Source organism: Salinisphaera sp. LB1 (genome assembly GCF_003177035.1).
In the GTDB taxonomy this organism is placed as follows: Bacteria; Pseudomonadota; Gammaproteobacteria; order Nevskiales; family Salinisphaeraceae; genus Salinisphaera.
The window spans coordinates 3,487,802-3,506,739 of record NZ_CP029488.1; the positions used below are offsets into that span (position 1 = coordinate 3,487,802).

13 protein-coding genes are annotated in these 18,938 nt (G+C 63.3%); 8 read left to right on the top strand and 5 right to left on the bottom strand.

Going from position 1 to position 18,938, the window contains the following annotated elements; all coding sequences use genetic code 11:
- Nucleotides 1–36 precede the first annotated feature (36 nt).
- Nucleotides 37–1,005: an ACP S-malonyltransferase gene (gene fabD / locus SALB1_RS15620; RefSeq protein ID WP_109994680.1), complete on the bottom strand. Its 969-nt coding sequence runs from the start codon at nucleotides 1,003–1,005 to the stop codon at nucleotides 37–39.
- Nucleotides 1,006–1,132: 127 nt separating this feature from the next.
- On the opposite strand from fabD, the gene SALB1_RS15625 reads away from it, so the two are divergent.
- The 5 genes from SALB1_RS15625 (at nucleotide 1,133) to SALB1_RS15645 (ending at nucleotide 8,239) form a co-directional block, all read left to right on the top strand.
- Complete coding sequence (locus tag SALB1_RS15625) at nucleotides 1,133–1,579, top strand: NUDIX hydrolase (protein ID WP_109995496.1); 447 nt, start codon at nucleotides 1,133–1,135, stop codon at nucleotides 1,577–1,579.
- Entirely contained in the window at nucleotides 1,576–2,730 is a 1,155-nt protein-coding gene (gene mnmA / locus SALB1_RS15630) for a tRNA 2-thiouridine(34) synthase MnmA (protein WP_179950675.1), read from the top strand. The genes SALB1_RS15625 and mnmA overlap by 4 nt, the downstream gene beginning before the upstream one ends.
- The gene (locus SALB1_RS15635; protein WP_109994681.1) at nucleotides 2,727–3,326 is read left to right on the top strand and encodes a lysogenization protein HflD; all 600 of its coding nucleotides are present in this window, start codon (nucleotides 2,727–2,729) and stop codon (nucleotides 3,324–3,326) included. The genes mnmA and SALB1_RS15635 overlap by 4 nt, the downstream gene beginning before the upstream one ends.
- Before the next feature lie 144 nt (nucleotides 3,327–3,470).
- A complete protein-coding gene (acnA, locus tag SALB1_RS15640; RefSeq protein ID WP_109994682.1) occupies nucleotides 3,471–6,203 on the top strand; it encodes an aconitate hydratase AcnA in 2,733 nt (910 codons plus the stop codon).
- A gap of 203 nt (nucleotides 6,204–6,406) precedes the next feature.
- Nucleotides 6,407–8,239 carry a sensor domain-containing phosphodiesterase gene (locus SALB1_RS15645; RefSeq protein WP_109994683.1) on the top strand — a complete coding sequence of 611 codons (1,833 nt, stop codon included), beginning with the start codon at nucleotides 6,407–6,409 and terminating at the stop codon, nucleotides 8,237–8,239.
- Between the two features lie 48 nt (nucleotides 8,240–8,287).
- Here the strand turns inward: SALB1_RS15645 and SALB1_RS15650 are convergent, their stop codons facing one another.
- From SALB1_RS15650 to SALB1_RS15665, 4 genes are all read right to left on the bottom strand, one after another.
- Complete coding sequence (locus tag SALB1_RS15650) at nucleotides 8,288–9,355, bottom strand: dipeptidase (protein WP_109994684.1); 1,068 nt, start codon at nucleotides 9,353–9,355, stop codon at nucleotides 8,288–8,290.
- 18 nt (nucleotides 9,356–9,373) lie between these two features.
- Nucleotides 9,374–10,636, bottom strand: a complete 1,263-nt coding sequence (cqsA, locus tag SALB1_RS15655; RefSeq protein WP_109994685.1) for an alpha-hydroxyketone-type quorum-sensing autoinducer synthase — start codon at nucleotides 10,634–10,636, stop codon at nucleotides 9,374–9,376.
- A gap of 563 nt (nucleotides 10,637–11,199) precedes the next feature.
- Nucleotides 11,200–12,219, bottom strand: coding sequence for a response regulator (locus tag SALB1_RS15660; protein WP_109994686.1), 1,020 nt, complete (start codon nucleotides 12,217–12,219; stop codon nucleotides 11,200–11,202).
- Complete coding sequence (locus SALB1_RS15665; protein ID WP_158590779.1) at nucleotides 12,206–13,462, bottom strand: HAMP domain-containing sensor histidine kinase; 1,257 nt, start codon at nucleotides 13,460–13,462, stop codon at nucleotides 12,206–12,208. The genes SALB1_RS15660 and SALB1_RS15665 overlap by 14 nt, the downstream gene beginning before the upstream one ends.
- A gap of 372 nt (nucleotides 13,463–13,834) precedes the next feature.
- On the opposite strand from SALB1_RS15665, the gene SALB1_RS15670 reads away from it, so the two are divergent.
- The 3 genes from SALB1_RS15670 to SALB1_RS15680 all read left to right on the top strand — a co-directional run bounded on the left by SALB1_RS15670 (nucleotide 13,835) and on the right by SALB1_RS15680 (nucleotide 18,930).
- On the top strand, nucleotides 13,835–16,264 hold the full coding sequence (locus SALB1_RS15670) for an EAL domain-containing protein (RefSeq protein ID WP_109994688.1): 2,430 nt from the start codon (nucleotides 13,835–13,837) through the stop codon (nucleotides 16,262–16,264).
- A 407-nt stretch (nucleotides 16,265–16,671) separates the two neighbouring features.
- Nucleotides 16,672–17,493, top strand: a complete 822-nt coding sequence (imuA, locus tag SALB1_RS15675; RefSeq protein ID WP_158590780.1) for a translesion DNA synthesis-associated protein ImuA — start codon at nucleotides 16,672–16,674, stop codon at nucleotides 17,491–17,493.
- 3 nt (nucleotides 17,494–17,496) lie between these two features.
- The gene (locus SALB1_RS15680) at nucleotides 17,497–18,930 is read left to right on the top strand and encodes a DNA polymerase Y family protein (protein ID WP_109994690.1); all 1,434 of its coding nucleotides are present in this window, start codon (nucleotides 17,497–17,499) and stop codon (nucleotides 18,928–18,930) included.
- Nucleotides 18,931–18,938 lie beyond the last annotated feature (8 nt).

The window sequence follows — 18,938 nt, forward strand, 5'->3', positions numbered from 1 at the left end:
CTGGAACGGGGATTCGGAATGTGGAAAGACGGACGATCAGCGTTCGTCGGCGCGATCGTCGGCCGCGGCGAGCGCCGCGCGGAAATCGTCGGAATCCGACAATGGCAACGTCTGCAGTGACTTGTCGATACGCTTGTTCAGGCCGGTGAGCACTTTGCCCGGCCCGCATTCGACGAAAAGATGACAGTTTTCCGCCGCCAGGCGCTGAATGGTCTCGCGCCACTGCACGGATTGCGCAAGCTGGGCCACCAGCGCACGGCGCACGCCCCCGACATCCTCGCGCGGGCGGGCATCCACATTGTGGTAGACCGGGATGCTCGGTTCGCGCAATGGTATATCGGCCAGGTGCGAAGCCAGTCGATCAGCGGCCGGCTGCATCAACGCGCAGTGTGACGGCACACTTACGGCCAGCGGTTTGACCATTCGGGCGCCTTTGTCCCTGGCCAGTGCCGAGGCCTTTTCCACTGCCTCGGCATGGCCGGCAATCACGACCTGGTTGGGGGCGTTGAAGTTCGCCGCCGACACCGTCAAACCGTCGCTGGCCAACGCCGCCGATGCCTCGTCACAGGCCGCGCGGACCGCCTCGTCGGGCAATCCGAGGACCGCGGCCATGGCGCCCTCGCCAGCGCCCACGGCATCCTGCATGGCCTGGCCGCGCAGGCGAGTCAGGCGCAATGCATCCGCGAAATCGAGCGTGCCCGCAACCACCAATGCGCTGTACTCCCCCAGGCTATGGCCGGCCACGAAACTCGGCGCCGGGCCGTCCGCTGCCTGCCAGGCACGCCACACTGCCACGCTCGCCGCAACAAGCGCAGGCTGCGTGTATTCCGTACGATCAAGCGTATCGGCCGGGCCATTGGCGACCAGATCGGCCATGTCATAACCGAGGGCGTCGCTGGCCTCGTCTAGCGTCTGCTGGATCGCCGGGTGCTGTTGGCCCAGCTCGGCCAGCATCCCGACCGACTGTGCCCCCTGGCCGGGGAAAAGCATGGCAAATCGCGACATACAGGTCTTGGTGGTTAAGCCTCCGGATCGAATGGCGGCATCATACCCGGGGTCGGCTCGCTTGGCCACGCAAAAATCGGCTTTGCTAGAATCGGATGCTTCGATTTCGCCGGCCGAGGCCGCCGTCATGGTCCATGCCGAACTTACCGTTGCCGCTATCGTGAAACACGACTCGCGCTACCTCATGATCGAGGAGCTCGCGCACGGGCGGCGTGTGATCAATCAGCCGGCCGGCCATGTCGAGCCGGGCGAGACCATTCTCGATGCCGCAATCCGGGAAACGCGCGAAGAAAGCGCCTGGCGCTTTCACCCACGCGGTTTCATCGGCATGTACTACTGGCCGCACGCCGATGGCCGCACCACGCTTCGGGTCGCACTCGCCGGCGACGTCGACGATCATGCTGCCGGGCAACCGCTGGACGACGGCATCATCGCGACACACTGGTTGACGCGTGACGCGCTAGCCGCCCGCTCGGATCTGCGCAGCGCCCTCGTGCTGCAGTCCATCGACGACTTCGAGTCGCGCGATCTCATGCCGCTCGATCGGGTCCGGCACATGACGAGCCGCTCATGAACACCATGCAACACAACCCCGCCGATACTCGCGTCATTGTCGGGCTGTCCGGCGGTGTGGATTCGTCGGTAACCGCACTCCGGCTGGTCGCGGCGGGGTATCGGGTCGAGGGCCTGTTCATGTTCAACTGGAGCGAGGATGAAGCCGGCCGCTGCCAGGCCGCGGACGACTTCGAAGACGCTGCGGCGGTCTGCGACGCCCTGGATATCCCGCTGCATCGGGCCGATTTCTCGCGCGAGTACAAGTCGCGGGTATTCCGGTATTTTCTCGATAGCTATGCGGCCGGACGCACGCCCAACCCGGACGTACTCTGCAACCGCGAGATCAAGTTCGATGCCTTCATGCATCATGCGGATCGCCTCGGCGCCGACATGATCGCCACCGGGCATTACGCGCGTATCGACCATGGCGGCCAATACCCGCGGCTGTTGCGTGGGCTGGACGCAAGCAAGGACCAGTCCTATTTTCTGTCCGCGGTGCCGATCGAGGCCCTGGCGCGAACCCTGTTTCCGCTGGGCGAGATCGACAAGACCGACGTGCGCGCGATCGCCAAGCGCGCGGGCCTGCCGGTCCACGACAAACCCGACAGCACCGGCGTGTGCTTCATCGGCGAGCGGGATTTCGAAGGATTTCTGCGCGAATATCTGTCCGGCCGGGCCGGGCCGGTGCGCGTATCCGGCGGGCCGCTCGACGGGCGCGTGATCGCCGAGCATTCGGGCCTCATCTACTACACCATCGGCCAGCGCCGCGGTCTGGGGCTGGGCGGCGTGGCCGGGGCCGATGAAGGGCCGTGGTATGTCGTGGCCAAGGATCTGGCCCGCGACACGCTATGGGTGAGCCAGGATGCAGCCCACCCCGCCCTGGAGCAGATCGAACTGGTCGCGGGCGCGCCACACTGGCTGATCGATCCGCCCGCCGGGCCGCTGCGCTGTGCGGCGCAGGTGCGTTACCGCCAGGCGGCCATCGACTGCGTGGCCACGCCGCGCGCAGATGGCGGCCTGCACGTGCGCTTCGAAAGGCCGCCGCGCGCGATTGCGCCGGGGCAGTATGTGGTGTTCTACGATGGCGCGCACTGCCTGGGCAGCGCCGAGATTCAGACAGCCGGCGGCGACACAGCCACGACAACCCAACGGAATGATCTTCCCGCATGAGCCAACACAACGCGACACTCGAGAACCAGGTGCTGGCGCTGGCGGGCGTGGCCCAGTTCACGCTCTATGCACACGAGCTGGCGACCGAGGGGCGCGATCTGCCGGCCCGGTTCGAGCGCGCGACGCAGGCAATCTTCTGCACCGACCCCGATAGCGCGATCGATGTCTATGGCGATCGCGCGGGCGTGGCCGACGGGATTCGTTACCTGCGTGTGCAACTGTCCGGGCAACGACCGGACGCCAAGGGCGCGGCGGTCGCGCGCTACATCGGTCAGATCCTGAAGCTTTCGGGCAAGGTGCTTGACGATGAGCAGGCGCTCGGGCGCATTCGCGGCGCGATCGATCGTGCGCGTCTGGCCGAACTCGACGCCGTCGCCGACATCCTCGACGCCGCCTATCGGGAAACGATCAGCCCGTTGAAACCGCAGATCATGCTGCAGGGCGAACCGATGTATCTGAAGAATGAATACATCCAGCGACGTATCCGGACGCAGCTGCTGGCCGCGATCCGCTGCGGCGTGATGTGGCGCCAGTGCGGCGGCGGTTTCATATCACTGTTCTTCCGCCGCAAGGCCCTGCTCGCCGCACTTGAGTGAGTCTTCGGGCAGACCCGCAGCATCGTCGCGCCGCCACCCGTCCCATCCTGCAGGCCACCGGGCGAACACGGTATACTTCGCCCGTTTTCTCGTCGTTTGCGCGACGCATACGCCATAAGACCACAGGCCCAGGAGATGAGGTCCATGACCGATAGTTTTGGTACCCGTTCGCAGTTCACCGTCGGTGGACGCCGTTTCGACTATTTCAGCCTGAAAAAGCTCGAAGAACAGTTCCCGAGCGTGGCGAAACTGCCCTACGCTCAGAAGATCCTGCTGGAAAACCTCCTGCGGCACGAAGACGGCGCCAACGTCACCGCCGACGATGTCAAGGCGCTGGCGCAGTGGGAAGCCACCGCCGAGCCGGCGACCGAGATCGCCTTCACCCCGGCCCGCGTGGTGCTGCAGGATTTCACCGGCGTACCGGCGGTGGTCGATCTGGCCGCCATGCGCGACGCCATGAAGAGCCTCGGCGGCAGCCCCGCCAAGATCAACCCGCAGTCGCCGGCCGAACTGGTCATCGACCACTCGGTGATGGTCGACGAGTACGGCTCGGACAAGGCCTTCGATCTCAATGCCAAGCTTGAGTTCAACCGCAACAAGGAGCGCTACGCGTTCCTGCGCTGGGGCCAGGGTGCGTTCAACAATTTCAAGGTCGTGCCGCCGGACACCGGCATCGTGCATCAGGTCAACCTGGAATATCTGGCGCGCGTGGTCTTCGGCAATGAAGACACGGGCCTGGCCTATCCCGATACGCTGGTCGGCACGGACTCCCACACCACGATGATCAACGGCGTGGGCGTGCTCGGCTGGGGCGTGGGCGGCATCGAAGCCGAAGCGGCCATGCTGGGTCAGCCGATTACCATGCTCATTCCGCAGGTCATCGGCTTCAAGCTCACCGGCAAGCTGGCCGAGGGCACCACCGCCACCGATCTCGTGCTCACGGTCACCGAGATGCTGCGTGCCAAGGGCGTGGTCGGCAAGTTCGTGGAATTCTACGGTGACGGCCTGGCCGATCTGGCCCTGGCCGACCGCGCGACCATCGCCAACATGGCACCGGAATACGGTGCGACCTGCGGTATCTTCCCGGTCGACGAGGAAACCATCCGCTACATGGAACTGACCGGCCGCGACGCCGATCAGATCGAGCTGACCCGTGAGTACGCCAAGGCCCAGGGCCTGTGGCGTGAAGCCGGCGAGCCGGACGCGAACTACACCGACGCGCTGGAACTCGACCTGTCGACCGTGCAGCCGTCGCTCGCCGGGCCGAAGCGCCCGCAGGACCGCGTGTTGTTGTCCGACATGCAGGCCACCTACCGGCGCGAAGTCCAGCCGTTCATCGAAGCGCGCGAGGAAAAGGCCGACAAATCGATGGCCGAGGCCAAGGAAGAAAGCGAAGGCGGCATCCCGAGCCAGAGCGTCGGTGGCACCGCCCTGGTCAACTACAAGGATCAGGATTTCGAGCTGCACGATGGCGCGGTGGTGATCGCGGCCATCACCTCCTGCACCAACACCTCGAACCCGGCCGTGATGCTGGCCGCCGGCCTTGTCGCCCGTAATGCGGTGGCCAAGGGCATGCAGGTCAAGCCCTGGGTGAAGACCTCGCTGGCGCCCGGCTCCAAGGTGGTGACGGAATATCTGGAAAAGGCCGGCCTGAACGACGATCTCGATCAGCTCGGGTTCCAGCTGGTCGGCTACGGCTGCACCACCTGCATCGGCAACTCCGGGCCGCTGCCGGAGCCGATCGGCCACGCCGTGCGCGAACACAATCTCAATGTGGCGTCGGTGTTGTCCGGCAACCGCAACTTCGAGGGCCGCGTGCACGGCGATGTACGCATGAACTTCCTGGCGAGCCCGCCGCTGGTCGTGGCCTATGCCCTGGCCGGCACGATCGACACCGATCTGACCCATGACCCGCTCGGCCAGGACGCCGAAGGCAACGACATCTATCTGGCCGATCTCTGGCCGTCGCAGAAGGAAATCTACGACACCATCGGCACCTCGCTGAACTCCGAGATGTTCAAGCACAGCTACGGCGACGTGTTTGCCGGGGACGCGCGTTGGCAGAACCTGGATGTGCCGGAGGGCGAGATCTACGCCTGGGACGCCGATTCCACCTACGTGCAGAACCCGCCCTACTTCGAAGGCATGACCGTCGATGTCGACGACATTCCGACGATCAAGGGCGCGCGCTGCCTGGCCAAGCTGGGCGACTCGATCACGACCGACCATATCTCGCCGGCCGGTGCGATCACGAAGGACAGCCCGGCGGGCCAGTACCTGCAGGAACAGGGCGTCTCGCCGTCGGACTTCAACAGCTATGGCTCGCGCCGCGGCAACCACGAAGTCATGATGCGGGGCACCTTCGCCAACGTCCGTCTGCGCAACCAGCTCGCGCCCGGCACCGAGGGCGGCTGGACGCGCCACCAGCCGGAAGGTCGCGAGATGTACATCTACGACGCGGCCATGCAGTACAAGGACGAAGGCACGCCGCTGGTGATTCTGGCCGGCAAGGAATACGGCACGGGCTCGTCGCGCGACTGGGCCGCCAAGGGCACCCTGCTGCTGGGCGTGAAAGCCGTGATCGCCGAGTCCTTCGAACGCATCCATCGTTCGAACCTGGTGGGCATGGGCGTACTGCCCCTTCAGTTCAACGAAGGCGATTCGCATGAATCGCTGGGCCTGGATGGCACGGAAACCTTCGACATTGACGGGTTGACCTCCGGCGCCAGGTCGGTGCACATCACCGCGACCAAGGAATCCGGCGAGACAGTGGCATTCGACGTCCGCGTGCGCATCGATACGCCCAAGGAGTGGGATTACTACCAGAACGGCGGCATCCTGCACTACGTGCTGCGGCAGTTGGCCCAAGCTGCCTGATCCGGCATCCGGTTCGGTACTGGGAGAGCCCCGCTTCGGCGGGGCTTTTTTAATGCCGTACCGCTGCCTTCGGACCGCTGCGATCACAGCGGGACAAGGGCTGTATCAGACAGTATTTGACAGATCAAGTGCGGATGCCGACATAGTGGCGAATATCGCGACAGTCGAGCCTCGCCGATCGGCTGTTCTGACACGAGCCCAACATGACCGACCCCCAGAATCCGAAGGCGGCCCTCTCCAGCGACTCCATCGCTGACGAGAAACTTCGACTCGCCGAACTGGCGGTTCTGGATATACTCGATACCGGTCCGGAAGAGCGCTTCGACCGGGTGACGCGGCTCGCGGCGAAAATCTTCGACGTACCGACGGCGCTGATCTCCTTCATCGATCACGACCGCCAATGGTTCAAGGCGCGCCTCGGTCTTGAGTTGTGCGAAACCGCCCGCGGCAACCCGTTCTGCCGTCATACGCTGAATCACGCGCTCGTGTTCCGGGTCGAGGACACAGCTGCGGACCCGGCGTTTCGAGACAACTCACTGGTGACCGGCTACCCACACATTCGCTTCTACGCCGGTCGCGCCATACGGGGCCCCACAGGTCAGGCGGTCGGCGCCCTGTGTATCATCGACTACAAGCCGCGTACCTTCGACGACCGAGCCCAGGATATCCTCATCGAACTGGGTGCTCTGGTCGAGGCGGAGTTGATGCGCCGGCCCGATTGGCCGCGTGGTGCCGGCCATTCGATCGGCGAACCGGGCCGACCCGACCCGACCGGCGTCGTCGGCCATCACGACCTGATCCACGCGCATGTCGATCGCCTGCTCGCGATTGCGGCGAAGGTCAATCACCGCCTCGCGATCCTGCATCTGCGGCTCGACAACCTGCCGGAATTCAAACTCGTTTACGATGCCGGGCAGACGCAGCGCTTCATTAACCGTTGGCTGGAGGACCTGCAGGACAAGAACACCGACCTGATCTACATCGCCCGATTATCCGAGATGGCCCTCCTCGGCGTGCTCGATCTTGCGGACCGTGTCGATGATATCCGCCGGCGCTGCGATGCGCTGCGCGCGCAGGCGATTCAAACGGCAGACATCAACGATATAACCTTCGTGTTCAATACCACGGCCGGCGTGAGCCTGTTCCCGGATCACGCAAGTTCGGCCCAGGAACTGATCAACAACGCGCGCCTTGCGCACGCCCGACGCCGCCCGGGCGACACGACCGCCCTGTTCACCCCGCTGATGGCGGAGCGCTCCCAGCGCCAATCCCTGTTACAAGAGCGGTTCATGCGCGCCGTGGTCAACGATGCGCTGCACTTCTGCTGGCAGCCGATTTTCGGTAATTTCGGCCGGACCCTGGTCGGCTTTGAATTGCTCGCGCGCTGGTACGATCCCCAGCTGGGCGCCATCGGTCCGGAGGAATTCATACCGCTGATCGATCAACAGGAACGGCTCAAGCGCGCCCTGGTCGTCAAAGCCATCGATACCGCCTGCCGGCAGCTGGCTCGGTGGCAGACCAGGCATTCCGAGCCGCCGCACATCGCCATCAATATTCCCGGCAGCGAGTTCTACCGCGAGGATTTCCCCGACCTGGTGTCGTCGATACTCGGGGACCACGGCGTGGCGGGCAATCGCCTGATCCTGGAACTGACCGAGCGCAGTCTCATACCCGACTTCGAGGCCACGGCGCAGACCATGCGGCGCCTGCGCCAGACCGGTATTCACATCGCGATCGACGACTTCGGCAGCGGTTATTCTTCGATTGCCTATCTGACCGAACTGCCGATTTCGTCAGTCAAGATCGACAAGAGCGTGGTGCAACAGATCGATCGCGCCGCACAGCGATATCGACTCATGCAGAGTATCGTCGATCTCGCCCATGGCCAGAACCTGCCCACGGTGGCCGAAGGCGTGGAAACACCGGCCCAGCTCCAGCTGGTCACCGACATGCGCTGCGAATACACCCAGGGCTTTCTTCTCGGCCGTCCCCAGCCGCTGAAGCAGACCGACGCACTCGTCGACCGCAGCATGTAGGCCCGCTGCCGCCCTTTCGTTCACACCAGACAGGCCACGCCGATCGTGTTACCCGCCCCAGGTCGCTTCAAGTACGCGCAACCAGTTGTCGCGGCTGATGGCCGCTATGGTGGCGGCGTCATAGCCACGGGCCTGCATCGCTTGCGGCAGCGCCGGTAGCGAGGCGACATCCCGGATCGGGGCAGGCATCGCGCGAACGCCATCGAAATCGGAACCGAGCCCCACGTGATCGGGTCCCATGATCGACAGCATGTGATCCAGATGATCGAGCATCACCTCGATCGACGTGTCCGCGCCCAACCCGCCATCCGGACGCAGAAAGTAATTGGCGAAATTCAGGCCCACGATGCCGTTGCTACGCGCGATCGCGCGTAACTGATCATCGGTCAGATTGCGCGCATGGGGACAGATCGCATGCGCGTTCGAATGGCTGGCGATCAGCGGCGCGTCGCTGGTGCGGGCCACGTCCCAGAACCCCTGCTCGTTCAGGTGCGACAGATCGATTGCGATACGACGCCGGTTGCAGGCCGCCACCAGGGCAAAGCCGGCTTCTGTCAGCCCCGGGCCGGTATCGGGCCCGGACGGGAAACGAAACGGCACCCCTTCGCCGAATGCACTCGACCGGCTCCAGACTAGGCCCAGGGAGCGAAGGCCGGCCGCATGAAAGACATCCAGCGCCTCGAAGTCGGTATCGATGGCTTCCGCCCCCTCGAAGTGCAGCACGGCCGCCACCGCACCGACCGACTCGGCCGCCCGAATGTCCGCAACGCTTCGGCAGATGCGAAAACGACCCTCGGACGCGGCCTCGATTCGCAGCAGGCGCGAGATCATGGTCATGACGCGCGGCATCGCCTCGGCCGCGCCCATTGCCGGCGCAAGCGCCTTGTCGTATCCCGTTCCGGTTGGCACCAGCGGCGATCGATCGTTGGCCGGCGGCACGAAAACCGCGAACAGGCCACCCCCGAATCGCCCCCGGCGCATTCGTGGCCAGTCCAGGTGCCCGTCCCCCCGTCCGTCGAGGAATTGGCGTATCGCCTCGTGCGCCGGCAGCTCAGCGAGCTGCAGCAACATATCGTTGTGGCCATCGAAGATCGACGGCCACTCGGGGTCGGTCATGTCATTTCCTGTCGAACATCAGGCCGCCAGACTGTCGACGGTGTTGTTGCGCTGCGCGCGACGGGTGGATGGCCAGTTTGCCAGATCAACTTCTTCGCGGATGTCGCGACAGACCTGGATCACATGGTCGAGCTGGTCGCGCGTGATGCCCGCGTTGATCGACAGTCGAATCAATGACCGCTTGGTCGCAGTGGCCGGCGCGCAGAAGACCGATCCAAACACGCCGCGGGATTCAAGCGCGTCACGGAGCACCATCGTCTGCTGTTCGCGCCCCGCTTCGAGCGCAATGATCTGGGCCTTGCTGATTTCAACGTTATAGCCCAGCGCGTCCAGGTTGCGCCTCAGATACTCGGTATTCGCAAAAAGCCGCTGGCGCTGCTCATCCGCCGCCTTTATCAGGTCGAGGGTCTTGCTCAAGGCCGCAATGTCGGGCGGCAGCAAGGCCGAACTGAAGATCGCCGGGAAGGCGTTGTACTTGATGAACTGACGCAGCCGGTCGCTGCAGGCGATCAAGCCGGCGCGGCCTGCAAACGCCTTGGCCAGACTGGCGGTAACGAAATGGACCTTGTCCTGCAAACCCAGCCCAGCGACCATGCCGCTGCCCTGCCAGCCATGCGTGCCCAGCGAATGCGACTCATCCACGATGATCACGCAACCGGCTTTCGAGGCGACGTCCACGATTTTGCGTACCGGCGCGACGCTGCCATTGGTGCTGTACACCGAGTCGATGACCACTATGCCCGGGCCGTTGCGCTTGATCATCGCCGCCAGATGTTCGGTACTGTTGTGCCGAAAGGGCTTGGCTTCCAGACCGGCAGCCTGAATACCCTGCCAAAGCGAGGCATGAGCCATCATGTCGATATAGACGGGAGTGCCCTTCACGCCGATGGACTGAATCAGCCCGACATTCGCGGCATAGCCAGACTGACAGAGTAGCGTGGACTCCATGGCCATCCAGCTCGCCATGCGGTTTTCGAAGTCGTCCTGCGGACTGTCGCCATGCAGATACACGGCGGACATAACCATGGTGTTGTCGGTGGCGTCGAGCGTGTCGATCTGAGCCTGTCGGATGTCCGGGTGATTCGCCAAGTCGAGATAATCGTTGCTCACCAGCATCACGGCATTCTCGTCAGGGGAACGCCCGTGCATGATGTGTCCACCCTGCCAGGTCTTTTCGACGCGCTCGCGATAGTAGTGATCGACGTGGGCTGAAAGAAAATCCGGCTCGGCAGCGGTGCGCGTATTGCGAGCTTGGTGATTGATGGAGGAGAGCTGATTCATGCGAGGCCTCGTTGATTCGACGATGAGAGTGGGAATAAGAACAATAGATTTTGACGCAGCTGTTTCAAAAGGTGCATTGCAGCTACCGGTGCACTCTAATTTTTTATAAAAATCGCCCGGTTTTCAAATTAACTGCTGTAGCCACGATTCAGCTTACCCAATATCGGCGCCCAAGGGCCTCGATTCAGCGCATTGCCTCCAATCTCAACCGCATCATCGGCCGTTGTTACAGCACTTGCATGGAGCTTGTTGCAATACCGGGCGCGGCTCCGCAATCGTCATACAAATCAATGCGTAGGCCGATGGGTGGCGAGCGCGGAGAGGTCTTCGCGCGGCAATTGGAGCGCGAGTGGGAAGAGGCCGCTGCGCGCAGCGCACGCCGGTCATACCCGGGCGGTAATCGAGTGCGCCGCGCTCAATGCATTCGATTAACGTCCGTCCGCAGCGCGCGCCCGGGCCCCGCCAGCCTGCGAGGTTTGCGCACGACGCGCGCGATAGGAGGCACACGCCAACCAGGACGCGTGCTTGGAGTGCTGCGCCCCGGCGAACCGGGATGAGCCCGGTTACATCAATGAGTAACCGACCGTGTCCAGCCACTCCAGGAATTCGTTGTAACTGGGCCGGGCTTGTATACCGCCCCCGGTACAGGACATGTCGAACAGGCTCCAGCGTAAATCGCCGGCCGCATCACCGAGTTCGGCCCCGGGCGCTGTATGGGCCGACCAGTCCAGTTCATGATAGACGGAACTATTGGGATCGAGCATGAGCGTGCCCGCTTCCAGGCCGTCGACGATCGCTGCCGGAGCACCGGCCGCGCGCGCGCGCTGTGCTTCGTGCGCTCTTTCGTCGCGGCTCTGGATGACCACCCGTTTGACCTGGCCGGCGGCGTCGGCGAACACGAACCCCGTGGGCTCGACGGCCAGGTAATACTCCACCAGCCCCTGGTCGGCGCGCAGCCGCTCGATCAGGCGCGCCACCGCGGGCTCCTTGAGTAGACCGGGCAGATCGACGGGAAACACATCCGCCGCGGCGGTGAATACATCGCGGATATATTCCTGTTGGAATTGACGGATCGCTTGGTTGAGCGTGTCGTAAACCGCATGCTCATGCTTGCGGATGTACTGATCGATGATGCCGTGATTGAAGGCGTCGACCGCCACCGATTCCGTGGCCACCCCCGTGAACAATATTTTCTTGACGTGTGGATCCTTGATCTGGCGGCAGAACTCGAGCCCGTTCATCTGTGGCATGGCGTAATCGACCAACGCCACCGAAATCTGCGCAAAGCGGTCGGACGCCTGCATCTCGCGGTGCAGGGCGCTGATATCGAGCGCGAGCGACTCACGATGGTTCTTGCCGCTGTCGCCGTGGCCGTTTGGCACCGCCTTGAAAAAACGGTCGCGCGCGGTGCCATTCGGCTGACGTCCGTTGAGGTAACCCAGCGCCTTGTGGGTTGAATCGAATAGCAGATAGGCCAGATCAGCATCGAGCTGCAGGCTCAGATTGCCGAGAAAATCGATATCGTCATCGACCAGAACAATCTGCGTCGGGTGGAAATACGGCGCCAGTTCAATCGTAGCCATCGTCGGCAATCTCCGGAAAGCTCATGATGAATTCAGTGTATTCGCCCAGTACCGAGTCGCAGCGGATATATCCGCCGAAGCTATCGATGACAAGACGCACGAAAGCGAGGCCGATCCCGGTCCCCTGGCCACGAGGCATGCCTGAGTAGAAACGCTCGAAGATCCGCGGCAACGCCTCCGGGCGTATACCCGGCCCGGTATCCTGGAAATGCAGCTGATGTATGCCGGAAGCGGATCGGGACGTCCAGATCACAATGCGCCCCCCGTTATTGCTCGCCAGATGATACAGGGCGTTCTTGAGCAGGTTGAACAGCACATGAACCATCAAGAGCTTGGAACCATGGAACAGGAAGTCGGGCCCGCCCGCTCGTTCGATCCAGTCCCGTTCACGTGCCGAATGAAATGGATAACGATCGAGTGCGGTGGTTACGCAATCCGCGATGGACACCGATTCGAAGGTCGAACGATCAATCGCGGCACGGCTGGAATTGACCAGCAGCATGTCCAGTACGGCGCTGGTGTACTCACTTTCCGTATGAATACGGTTGAGAACCGATTGGATCTGCTGAAAATGAGCTTGCCGGATCGGTCGTACCGGCAACGAATGTTGGCGAGCCAGTTCGTAGCCTTCGATGAGAATCGGAAGATAGGTATTCAACCCGCGCGCGCCACTGCGTATGCCGAGCAGCGGCGTACGCAACTCATGGGCCATGGTACCGACGGCATCGGTGATGGCGGCGAGTTTCTCCTGTGCCACGAGTTCGGATTTGTAATTGAAGGCGCTACCCGCAACGAGTCCGAAGAGATAGATGGACACCAGTACCGGGAGCGGGATATCGCCCTGGACTTCGAACCCCCCGCCGAGAGCGACAAACACAGCCCAGGCCAGCAGCGCGCCGGAGATCGACAGGATGAGCGTCATCAACCAGTCGAACACAAGGATCACCAAAAGCATCAACGCCGCCATCGTCGACAGCGCCCATACGGATGACAGGTGATTGAGCAACGTCATCAGAACGAAGAAGAAAGGCAACTGGAACAGCAGGATGAACAACCAGTAGATCGCCAACCACTGCTCCATGTTGCGATGTCTCGACAGTTGACGTTCGAACAGCATGGGAATCGAGAATAGAACGCATATCGAACGCAGCCAGACACTTTCAAAAGGTTGCGGATACACGTTCTGCCAGATGTAGTAGTACAGCGGTTGGCCGATGATCTCTACGATGGCGAAGGTAGTCATGCTGGCGCGGGCGTAAGTGGCACTCTGCTGTAGCGAGACGACCAGACGCGTCCATACCCGCCGCAGAATGACTTGCCAGTAGAAAAGCAGCGCCTCCCGAAGATTTCGGTGTCGCCGGTCGCGAGGTTGCGCCGCGTGACCGTTGACACGAGCATCTTCACTCTGAGACGAGTCCGTCATGTCACCCTACGCCCCCGCAAAGTCCGGATATCGAGACCGATACGCAATAATGCGATTCCTTCAGTATACTGGCTCGGCATAGATCTCGTTGCGTTCACTAAATGTCCCGACTCACAAGACAGCGTGGTCGTACGCCCTGTTCAGGCGACGTCCAGCCAGTAGGTCGCGGCCCTCTCTAGGGCGTGCGCGATCATGTCTGCCGCTCGACGCATACTCTACGGCTGCCTCGGTCTGCTTCTGATCAGTCAATTCGCGGCGCTCGGCGTCGCCTGTCTCAGCGCCCCCCGTCGCGACATGATCACCCTGCTCATTGCGGCGTTCGGTTGCGCACTGGCAATCGTTCTCCTGTGTATCATCTGGCGCCAGGATCGGCGCGACCGGGTCAGCGGCGCAGCGGTACTGGCCGAATGGATCGAGCAAGTCGATGTCAGCGCGGACGACCTGCCCCAGTTCGATCAGGCCCTGGCCAGCCGAGCCCCGCGCCTGACCGGCGCCATCGAGACCCTGATCGCGCGGCTCCATGATTATCGCGACAAGCTGCTCGTGCGGCATCAGCGGGTCCAGCGACTGCTTCGCAACGTCACCGACGTGTTGTATCACGCCGACCGGGACGGCCGGCTGACCTGGGTCACCGACTCGGTTTCGGACATGCTCGGCTACACACCGCAGGAGTTGCGTGGTTATTCCCTGGCACAGCTGCTGGCGGACCCGGATACCGATCTGCCGATACTCACGCAAAGCGCCAATATCGTGCGCTATCCCACACGCGTGTTTCGCAGCGATGGCAGCATTGCATGGTTGCTGATTTCGGCACGCCGCATCGACGACGCCGAAGGCCAGATCGTGGGCAGCGAGGGCATCTGCCGCGACGGCACGCGCCTGATCGAGACCCAGCGCCAGCTCAACCAGGAAAAAGAGCGGGCCCAGGTCACGCTGGCGGCCATCGGCGACGGGGTAATCACCACGGATGCCAGCGGCACGATCGACTACGTCAATCCGCGCGGTCAGCACATGCTGGCGCGAAAGATGAAGCAGGTTCAGGGGCGCGCCTTCGAAAACGTCTGCCGCTTGTTCGACCCGGACAAGAAAGAATTCATCGACGGGCTGGTTACGGACTGTCTCGAGACCGGCATCTCGCGCGAGTGGGCCAACGCCCTGGCCCTGGTGGGCGATCAGCTGCCTACCCGGGATCCGAACGACTATCGCTCGGTGACGGTTACCGTCTCCGCGATCCGCGACGAAAAAAGCCGGATCATCGGTGCGGTGGTGGTGCTGCATGACGTGACGCGGCTCGAGCGCGTCTCCCGTGAGCTGACCTATCAAGCCAACCACGATTCGCTGACCGGACTGCTCAATCGGCGTGCTTTCGAACGCCAGCTTCGACAGGTGCTGGAAGCGACCCGAGTGAACAAGGTCTGGCATACGCTATGCTATCTCGACCTGGACCAGTTCAAGCTGATCAACGACAGCTGTGGTCACCATGCCGGCGATGCGATGCTGCGCCAGCTGTCGTCGCAGATGATCACCCAGCTCAGACCCCACGACACCCTGGCCCGGCTCGGCGGGGACGAGTTCGGCATCATCTTCGAGGAAACCGACCTGGAAACCGCGCAGGCGGTGGCCGAACGCCTGCGGCAATGGCTCGAGGGGTTTCGCTTTGAATGGGAGGGCAAGGCGTTCCGTCTCGGCGCAAGCCTCGGCCTAAGCGTCATCGGGGAAGACTCGATCAGCGCCGCCGAATTGCTGCGGCGTGCCGACACCGCCTGTTATCTGGCCAAGGAACAGGGGCGGAATCAGGTTCGCGTCTATCATCGCAACAGTGATGAAGCCCGCATGCGCGACTACGAGATCGAGCGCATGCAACAGATCAACGAAGCGCTCGACGAGCATGGCTTCGTTCTGCACGCCCAGCCCATTGCGCCGTTGATACCCCGAACCGAAGATTGGCGCATGGGCAGCGAACTGCTGCTGCGAATGAAGGGCGACCCTGGCGCGATGATCTCCCCGCAGAACGTGTTGCTGACGGCGGAACGCTACAGCATGGCATCGCGTATCGATCGCTGGGTGATCAACCACGCCCTGCAGCTGATCGCCCGGTACGACGCGGACTGCCCCCGCATCGGCTATTACAGCATCAACATTTCCGGCCAATCGATCACCGACGAACAATTCGTCGGCTTCGTGCGCGAATGCATCGACCGCTCAGGCGTCGACCCGAAACGGCTGGTCTTCGAGATCACCGAGACCGCGGCCGTGACCAATCTGCAGCGTGCCGCCGATCTGATGCGCTCCCTGCGCGCGATCGGCTGCCGGTTCGCGCTCGACGATTTCGGCAGCGGCGTGAGTTCGTTCAGTTATCTCAAGCACCTGCCCTCGGACTTCGTGAAGATCGACGGCAAGCTGGTTCGCCACCTCACCGAAGACCCGGTCGAACATTCCATCATCGAAGCACTCAGCAAGGTCAGCCAGGCCGTCGGCCTGCGCACGGTGGCCGAACAGGTCGAGACCAAGGAACAACTCGATGCGCTGGAACGGATCGGCATCAATTATGTGCAGGGTTACTATATCGCGCGGCCCATGCCTTTCGAGCAGTTCATCGAAAGCATGAAGGTCGAGCCATAGGGCCTGCGGTCGTTTGACCCGCCGCGCCGCCGCGCTGCGCCCCGAAGTCGTGCCGACAAAGCGCCGGGACCGCCGTCATGCCGCGGGCGACGATCAAGCCCGGATGGCTCCCAATTTGAAGGCTGGCAACCCCGGCATGCAATACCCGTTCACGCCAACGCATCGCCTGCTGGCGCCCTGATCTTCCGTCTTATTTGCGCTCATTCGCGTGCATTGGCGGACAAGATGCCCTGACTTATCCCCCCCGGAGGGGTAATTCAGTGCCGCGTTGTCCCATTCGCTGTATCGCCTGATGCGGCTCATCCCCGCGCCGTGCCCGGGCACGAAAACCACTCGAAATCCCAGACACGAATTGACGTTGCAACAGACCCTAGTCAATGCCTTTAAAACTGTATATAAATACAGTCATGCAAACACGTGAACCCAACCCGAGTAACAACAGTCCGGCGGCCGCGCTGGAGGCGCGCTGGCAACGATTCGGTGTGCACCGTGCCAGCCGCGCCGCGGCACCCCTGACCTGGTCGAGCGGCTGGCCCTGGCTCGATGCGCTGCTGCCCGGCGGGGGCTATCCTCTGGCCGCGGTCACGGAATTTCTGGTGGAATCCGCCGGCCGGGGCGAACTCAGCCTGCTTCTCGCGGCGCTCAAACCCCGGCTGGAAGCCTGGCCCGATAGCCGGCTGGTCTTCGTCGAACCGCCGCATCGGCTGAATGCTCCCGCACTGGACGGCGCCGGCATTGATCGCGCACGCGTTCCGGTCATTCGCTGCCGCGACACCGCCGAGAGAGTCTGGAGCATCGAGCAGCTGGCGGCGGCCGGCGGTTTCGTGGCCTTCGTGCTCTGGGACGATAATCTGGATACGCCGGCATTGCGTCGCCTGCAGCTGGCCAGCGAAAAAGCCGGCGGCCCCGTTTTCGTCTATCGCGATCTGGCCTGTGCCCGGCACCGCTCGCCGGCCGCCTTGAGGCTGGCAATCCAGAGTCGAAACGGACGACAGAAAATCGAAGTACTGAAATGCCGGGGCCCCGCCGGCGGAACCGCTGACGGCCTGAAGGCTGCACGCGACCGCGGATGGGCCCCGGTACAAGGCACGGTCGTACCCACCGAAGCGGCCAATCGCGAGAGCGCGCCGATGACCGGCACCGGCACACCGCGCACGGCTGGCCCCGGCTCCGCAGGCCCGGGGACCACAATGAACGCAAACGCGCCAGGCCGCTCGTACACCCGATAACCCATGTGGCTGGCGTTGCGGTTTCCGAATTGGGCGTTGGATTGCCGAGGTATCGCGCAGGAGCGCCCCATACTTGTCGTTGAAACCATCGGCCCGCGTCAGCGGGTGGTTGCGGCCAGTCGAACGGCCCGATCGCATGGCGTGAGGCGGGGCATGGCCCTGGCCGATGCGCGCATGCGTCTGCCCGAGGCGGCGCTCCATGAGCGTAGCCAAGCCGCCGAAACGGCCGCCATGACCCGGCTGGCCGGCTGGGCCTGGCGCTACAGCAGCCAGATTCACTGGGCGATCCAGGACCAGGATATCGAATGCGCCCGACTGATTATCGAGATCGGCGCCAGTCTCCGCCTGTTCGGAGGCCGACGCCCCCTGCTCGCCGCCATTCGCGACGACCTGAAATGGATGCATTACGCTTGTCGCGCCGGCCTGGGCGATACGCCGCAGGCCGCCCTCGCCTTCAGCCGGGTGCGCCGCGGCAGCCCCGATGCGGCCGCGTTGGCCACCCTGCCTGTTGCCTGCCTGGATCTCGACGCCGCCACACATGACACGCTCGCGGCCAGCGGCTTTCGGCAGGCCGGCGAACTTCTGGCCTTGCCGCCGTCCACCCTGGTCCGGCGTTTCGGCAAGACGCCACTGCTTTATCTGGAGCAACTGCGAGGACGTCGGCCTCATGGGCTGCGTCTCTACGAACGGCCGCAACGCTACCGCACCCATCACGAGCTCATCGGCGCGGTTGAAAGCACCGCGGGCCTCATCTTCACTCTACGGCGCATATTCGCAGAGCTTTCGATCTTCCTGCGTGGCACGGACTGTGCGCTACAGACACTGCGCCTCAGTCTTTTTCACGAACGCCGGCCCACGACCCGGGTCACGCTACGGTTATCCGCCCCCACCCACGACGCCCGGCACCTGGAACGGGTGGCCTGCGAACGCCTCGAGCGCGTCACGCTGGCGGCGCCCGTAATCGAAATCGGCCTGGTCAGCGACCGACTTCGTCCCGCCGAACACCGACAAAATGCGTTCTGGCATCAAAGCGAACCGCGTGTCGGCGCGACCTGGCCGGGGGTACTTGATCGTCTGCGCGCCCGTCTCGGTCCGCAGGCGGTTCGCTGGCTGGATGCACCTGCCGATCATCGGCCCGAGCAGGCCTCGATCGAACGCGACAGCGAACCGTCCCGAACTGTGCTCGATGACGATGGCGATGCTCTGCCACGCCCGCTGTGGTTGCTCGATCCGCCCGAACGCATCGGCGCCGAAGCACTTGAGGCCATGCACTGGATCAGTGGCCCGGAACGCATTGAAAGCGGTTGGTGGGATACAGGGCAGCGGCGCGACTACTACCGTGCCTTCGACCCCCGGGGCCGCCTGCTCTGGGTGTTTCGCGATCTGAATGCAAGCGACACCACGGCCGGCTATTTCCTGCATGGACTGTTTGGCTGAGGCCGGCG

Bases quoted from the DNA above. Each gene is read 5' to 3' on its own strand.
- SALB1_RS15680 (WP_109994690.1), top strand. From the start codon at position 17,497: ATGTGGCTGGCGTTGCGGTTTCCGAATTGGGCGTTGGATTGCCGAGGT.
- mnmA (WP_179950675.1), top strand. From the start codon at position 1,576: ATGAACACCATGCAACACAACCCCGCCGATACTCGCGTCATTGTCGGG.
- SALB1_RS15665 (WP_158590779.1), bottom strand. From the start codon at position 13,462: ATGACTACCTTCGCCATCGTAGAGATCATCGGCCAACCGCTGTACTAC.
- fabD (WP_109994680.1), bottom strand. From the start codon at position 1,005: ATGTCGCGATTTGCCATGCTTTTCCCCGGCCAGGGGGCACAGTCGGTC.
- cqsA (WP_109994685.1), bottom strand. From the start codon at position 10,636: ATGAATCAGCTCTCCTCCATCAATCACCAAGCTCGCAATACGCGCACC.
- SALB1_RS15645 (WP_109994683.1), top strand. From the start codon at position 6,407: ATGACCGACCCCCAGAATCCGAAGGCGGCCCTCTCCAGCGACTCCATC.
- SALB1_RS15670 (WP_109994688.1), top strand. From the start codon at position 13,835: ATGTCTGCCGCTCGACGCATACTCTACGGCTGCCTCGGTCTGCTTCTG.
- SALB1_RS15660 (WP_109994686.1), bottom strand. From the start codon at position 12,219: ATGGCTACGATTGAACTGGCGCCGTATTTCCACCCGACGCAGATTGTT.
- SALB1_RS15650 (WP_109994684.1), bottom strand. From the start codon at position 9,355: ATGACCGACCCCGAGTGGCCGTCGATCTTCGATGGCCACAACGATATG.
- SALB1_RS15625 (WP_109995496.1), top strand. From the start codon at position 1,133: ATGGTCCATGCCGAACTTACCGTTGCCGCTATCGTGAAACACGACTCG.
- imuA (WP_158590780.1), top strand. From the start codon at position 16,672: ATGCAAACACGTGAACCCAACCCGAGTAACAACAGTCCGGCGGCCGCG.
- SALB1_RS15635 (WP_109994681.1), top strand. From the start codon at position 2,727: ATGAGCCAACACAACGCGACACTCGAGAACCAGGTGCTGGCGCTGGCG.
- acnA (WP_109994682.1), top strand. From the start codon at position 3,471: ATGACCGATAGTTTTGGTACCCGTTCGCAGTTCACCGTCGGTGGACGC.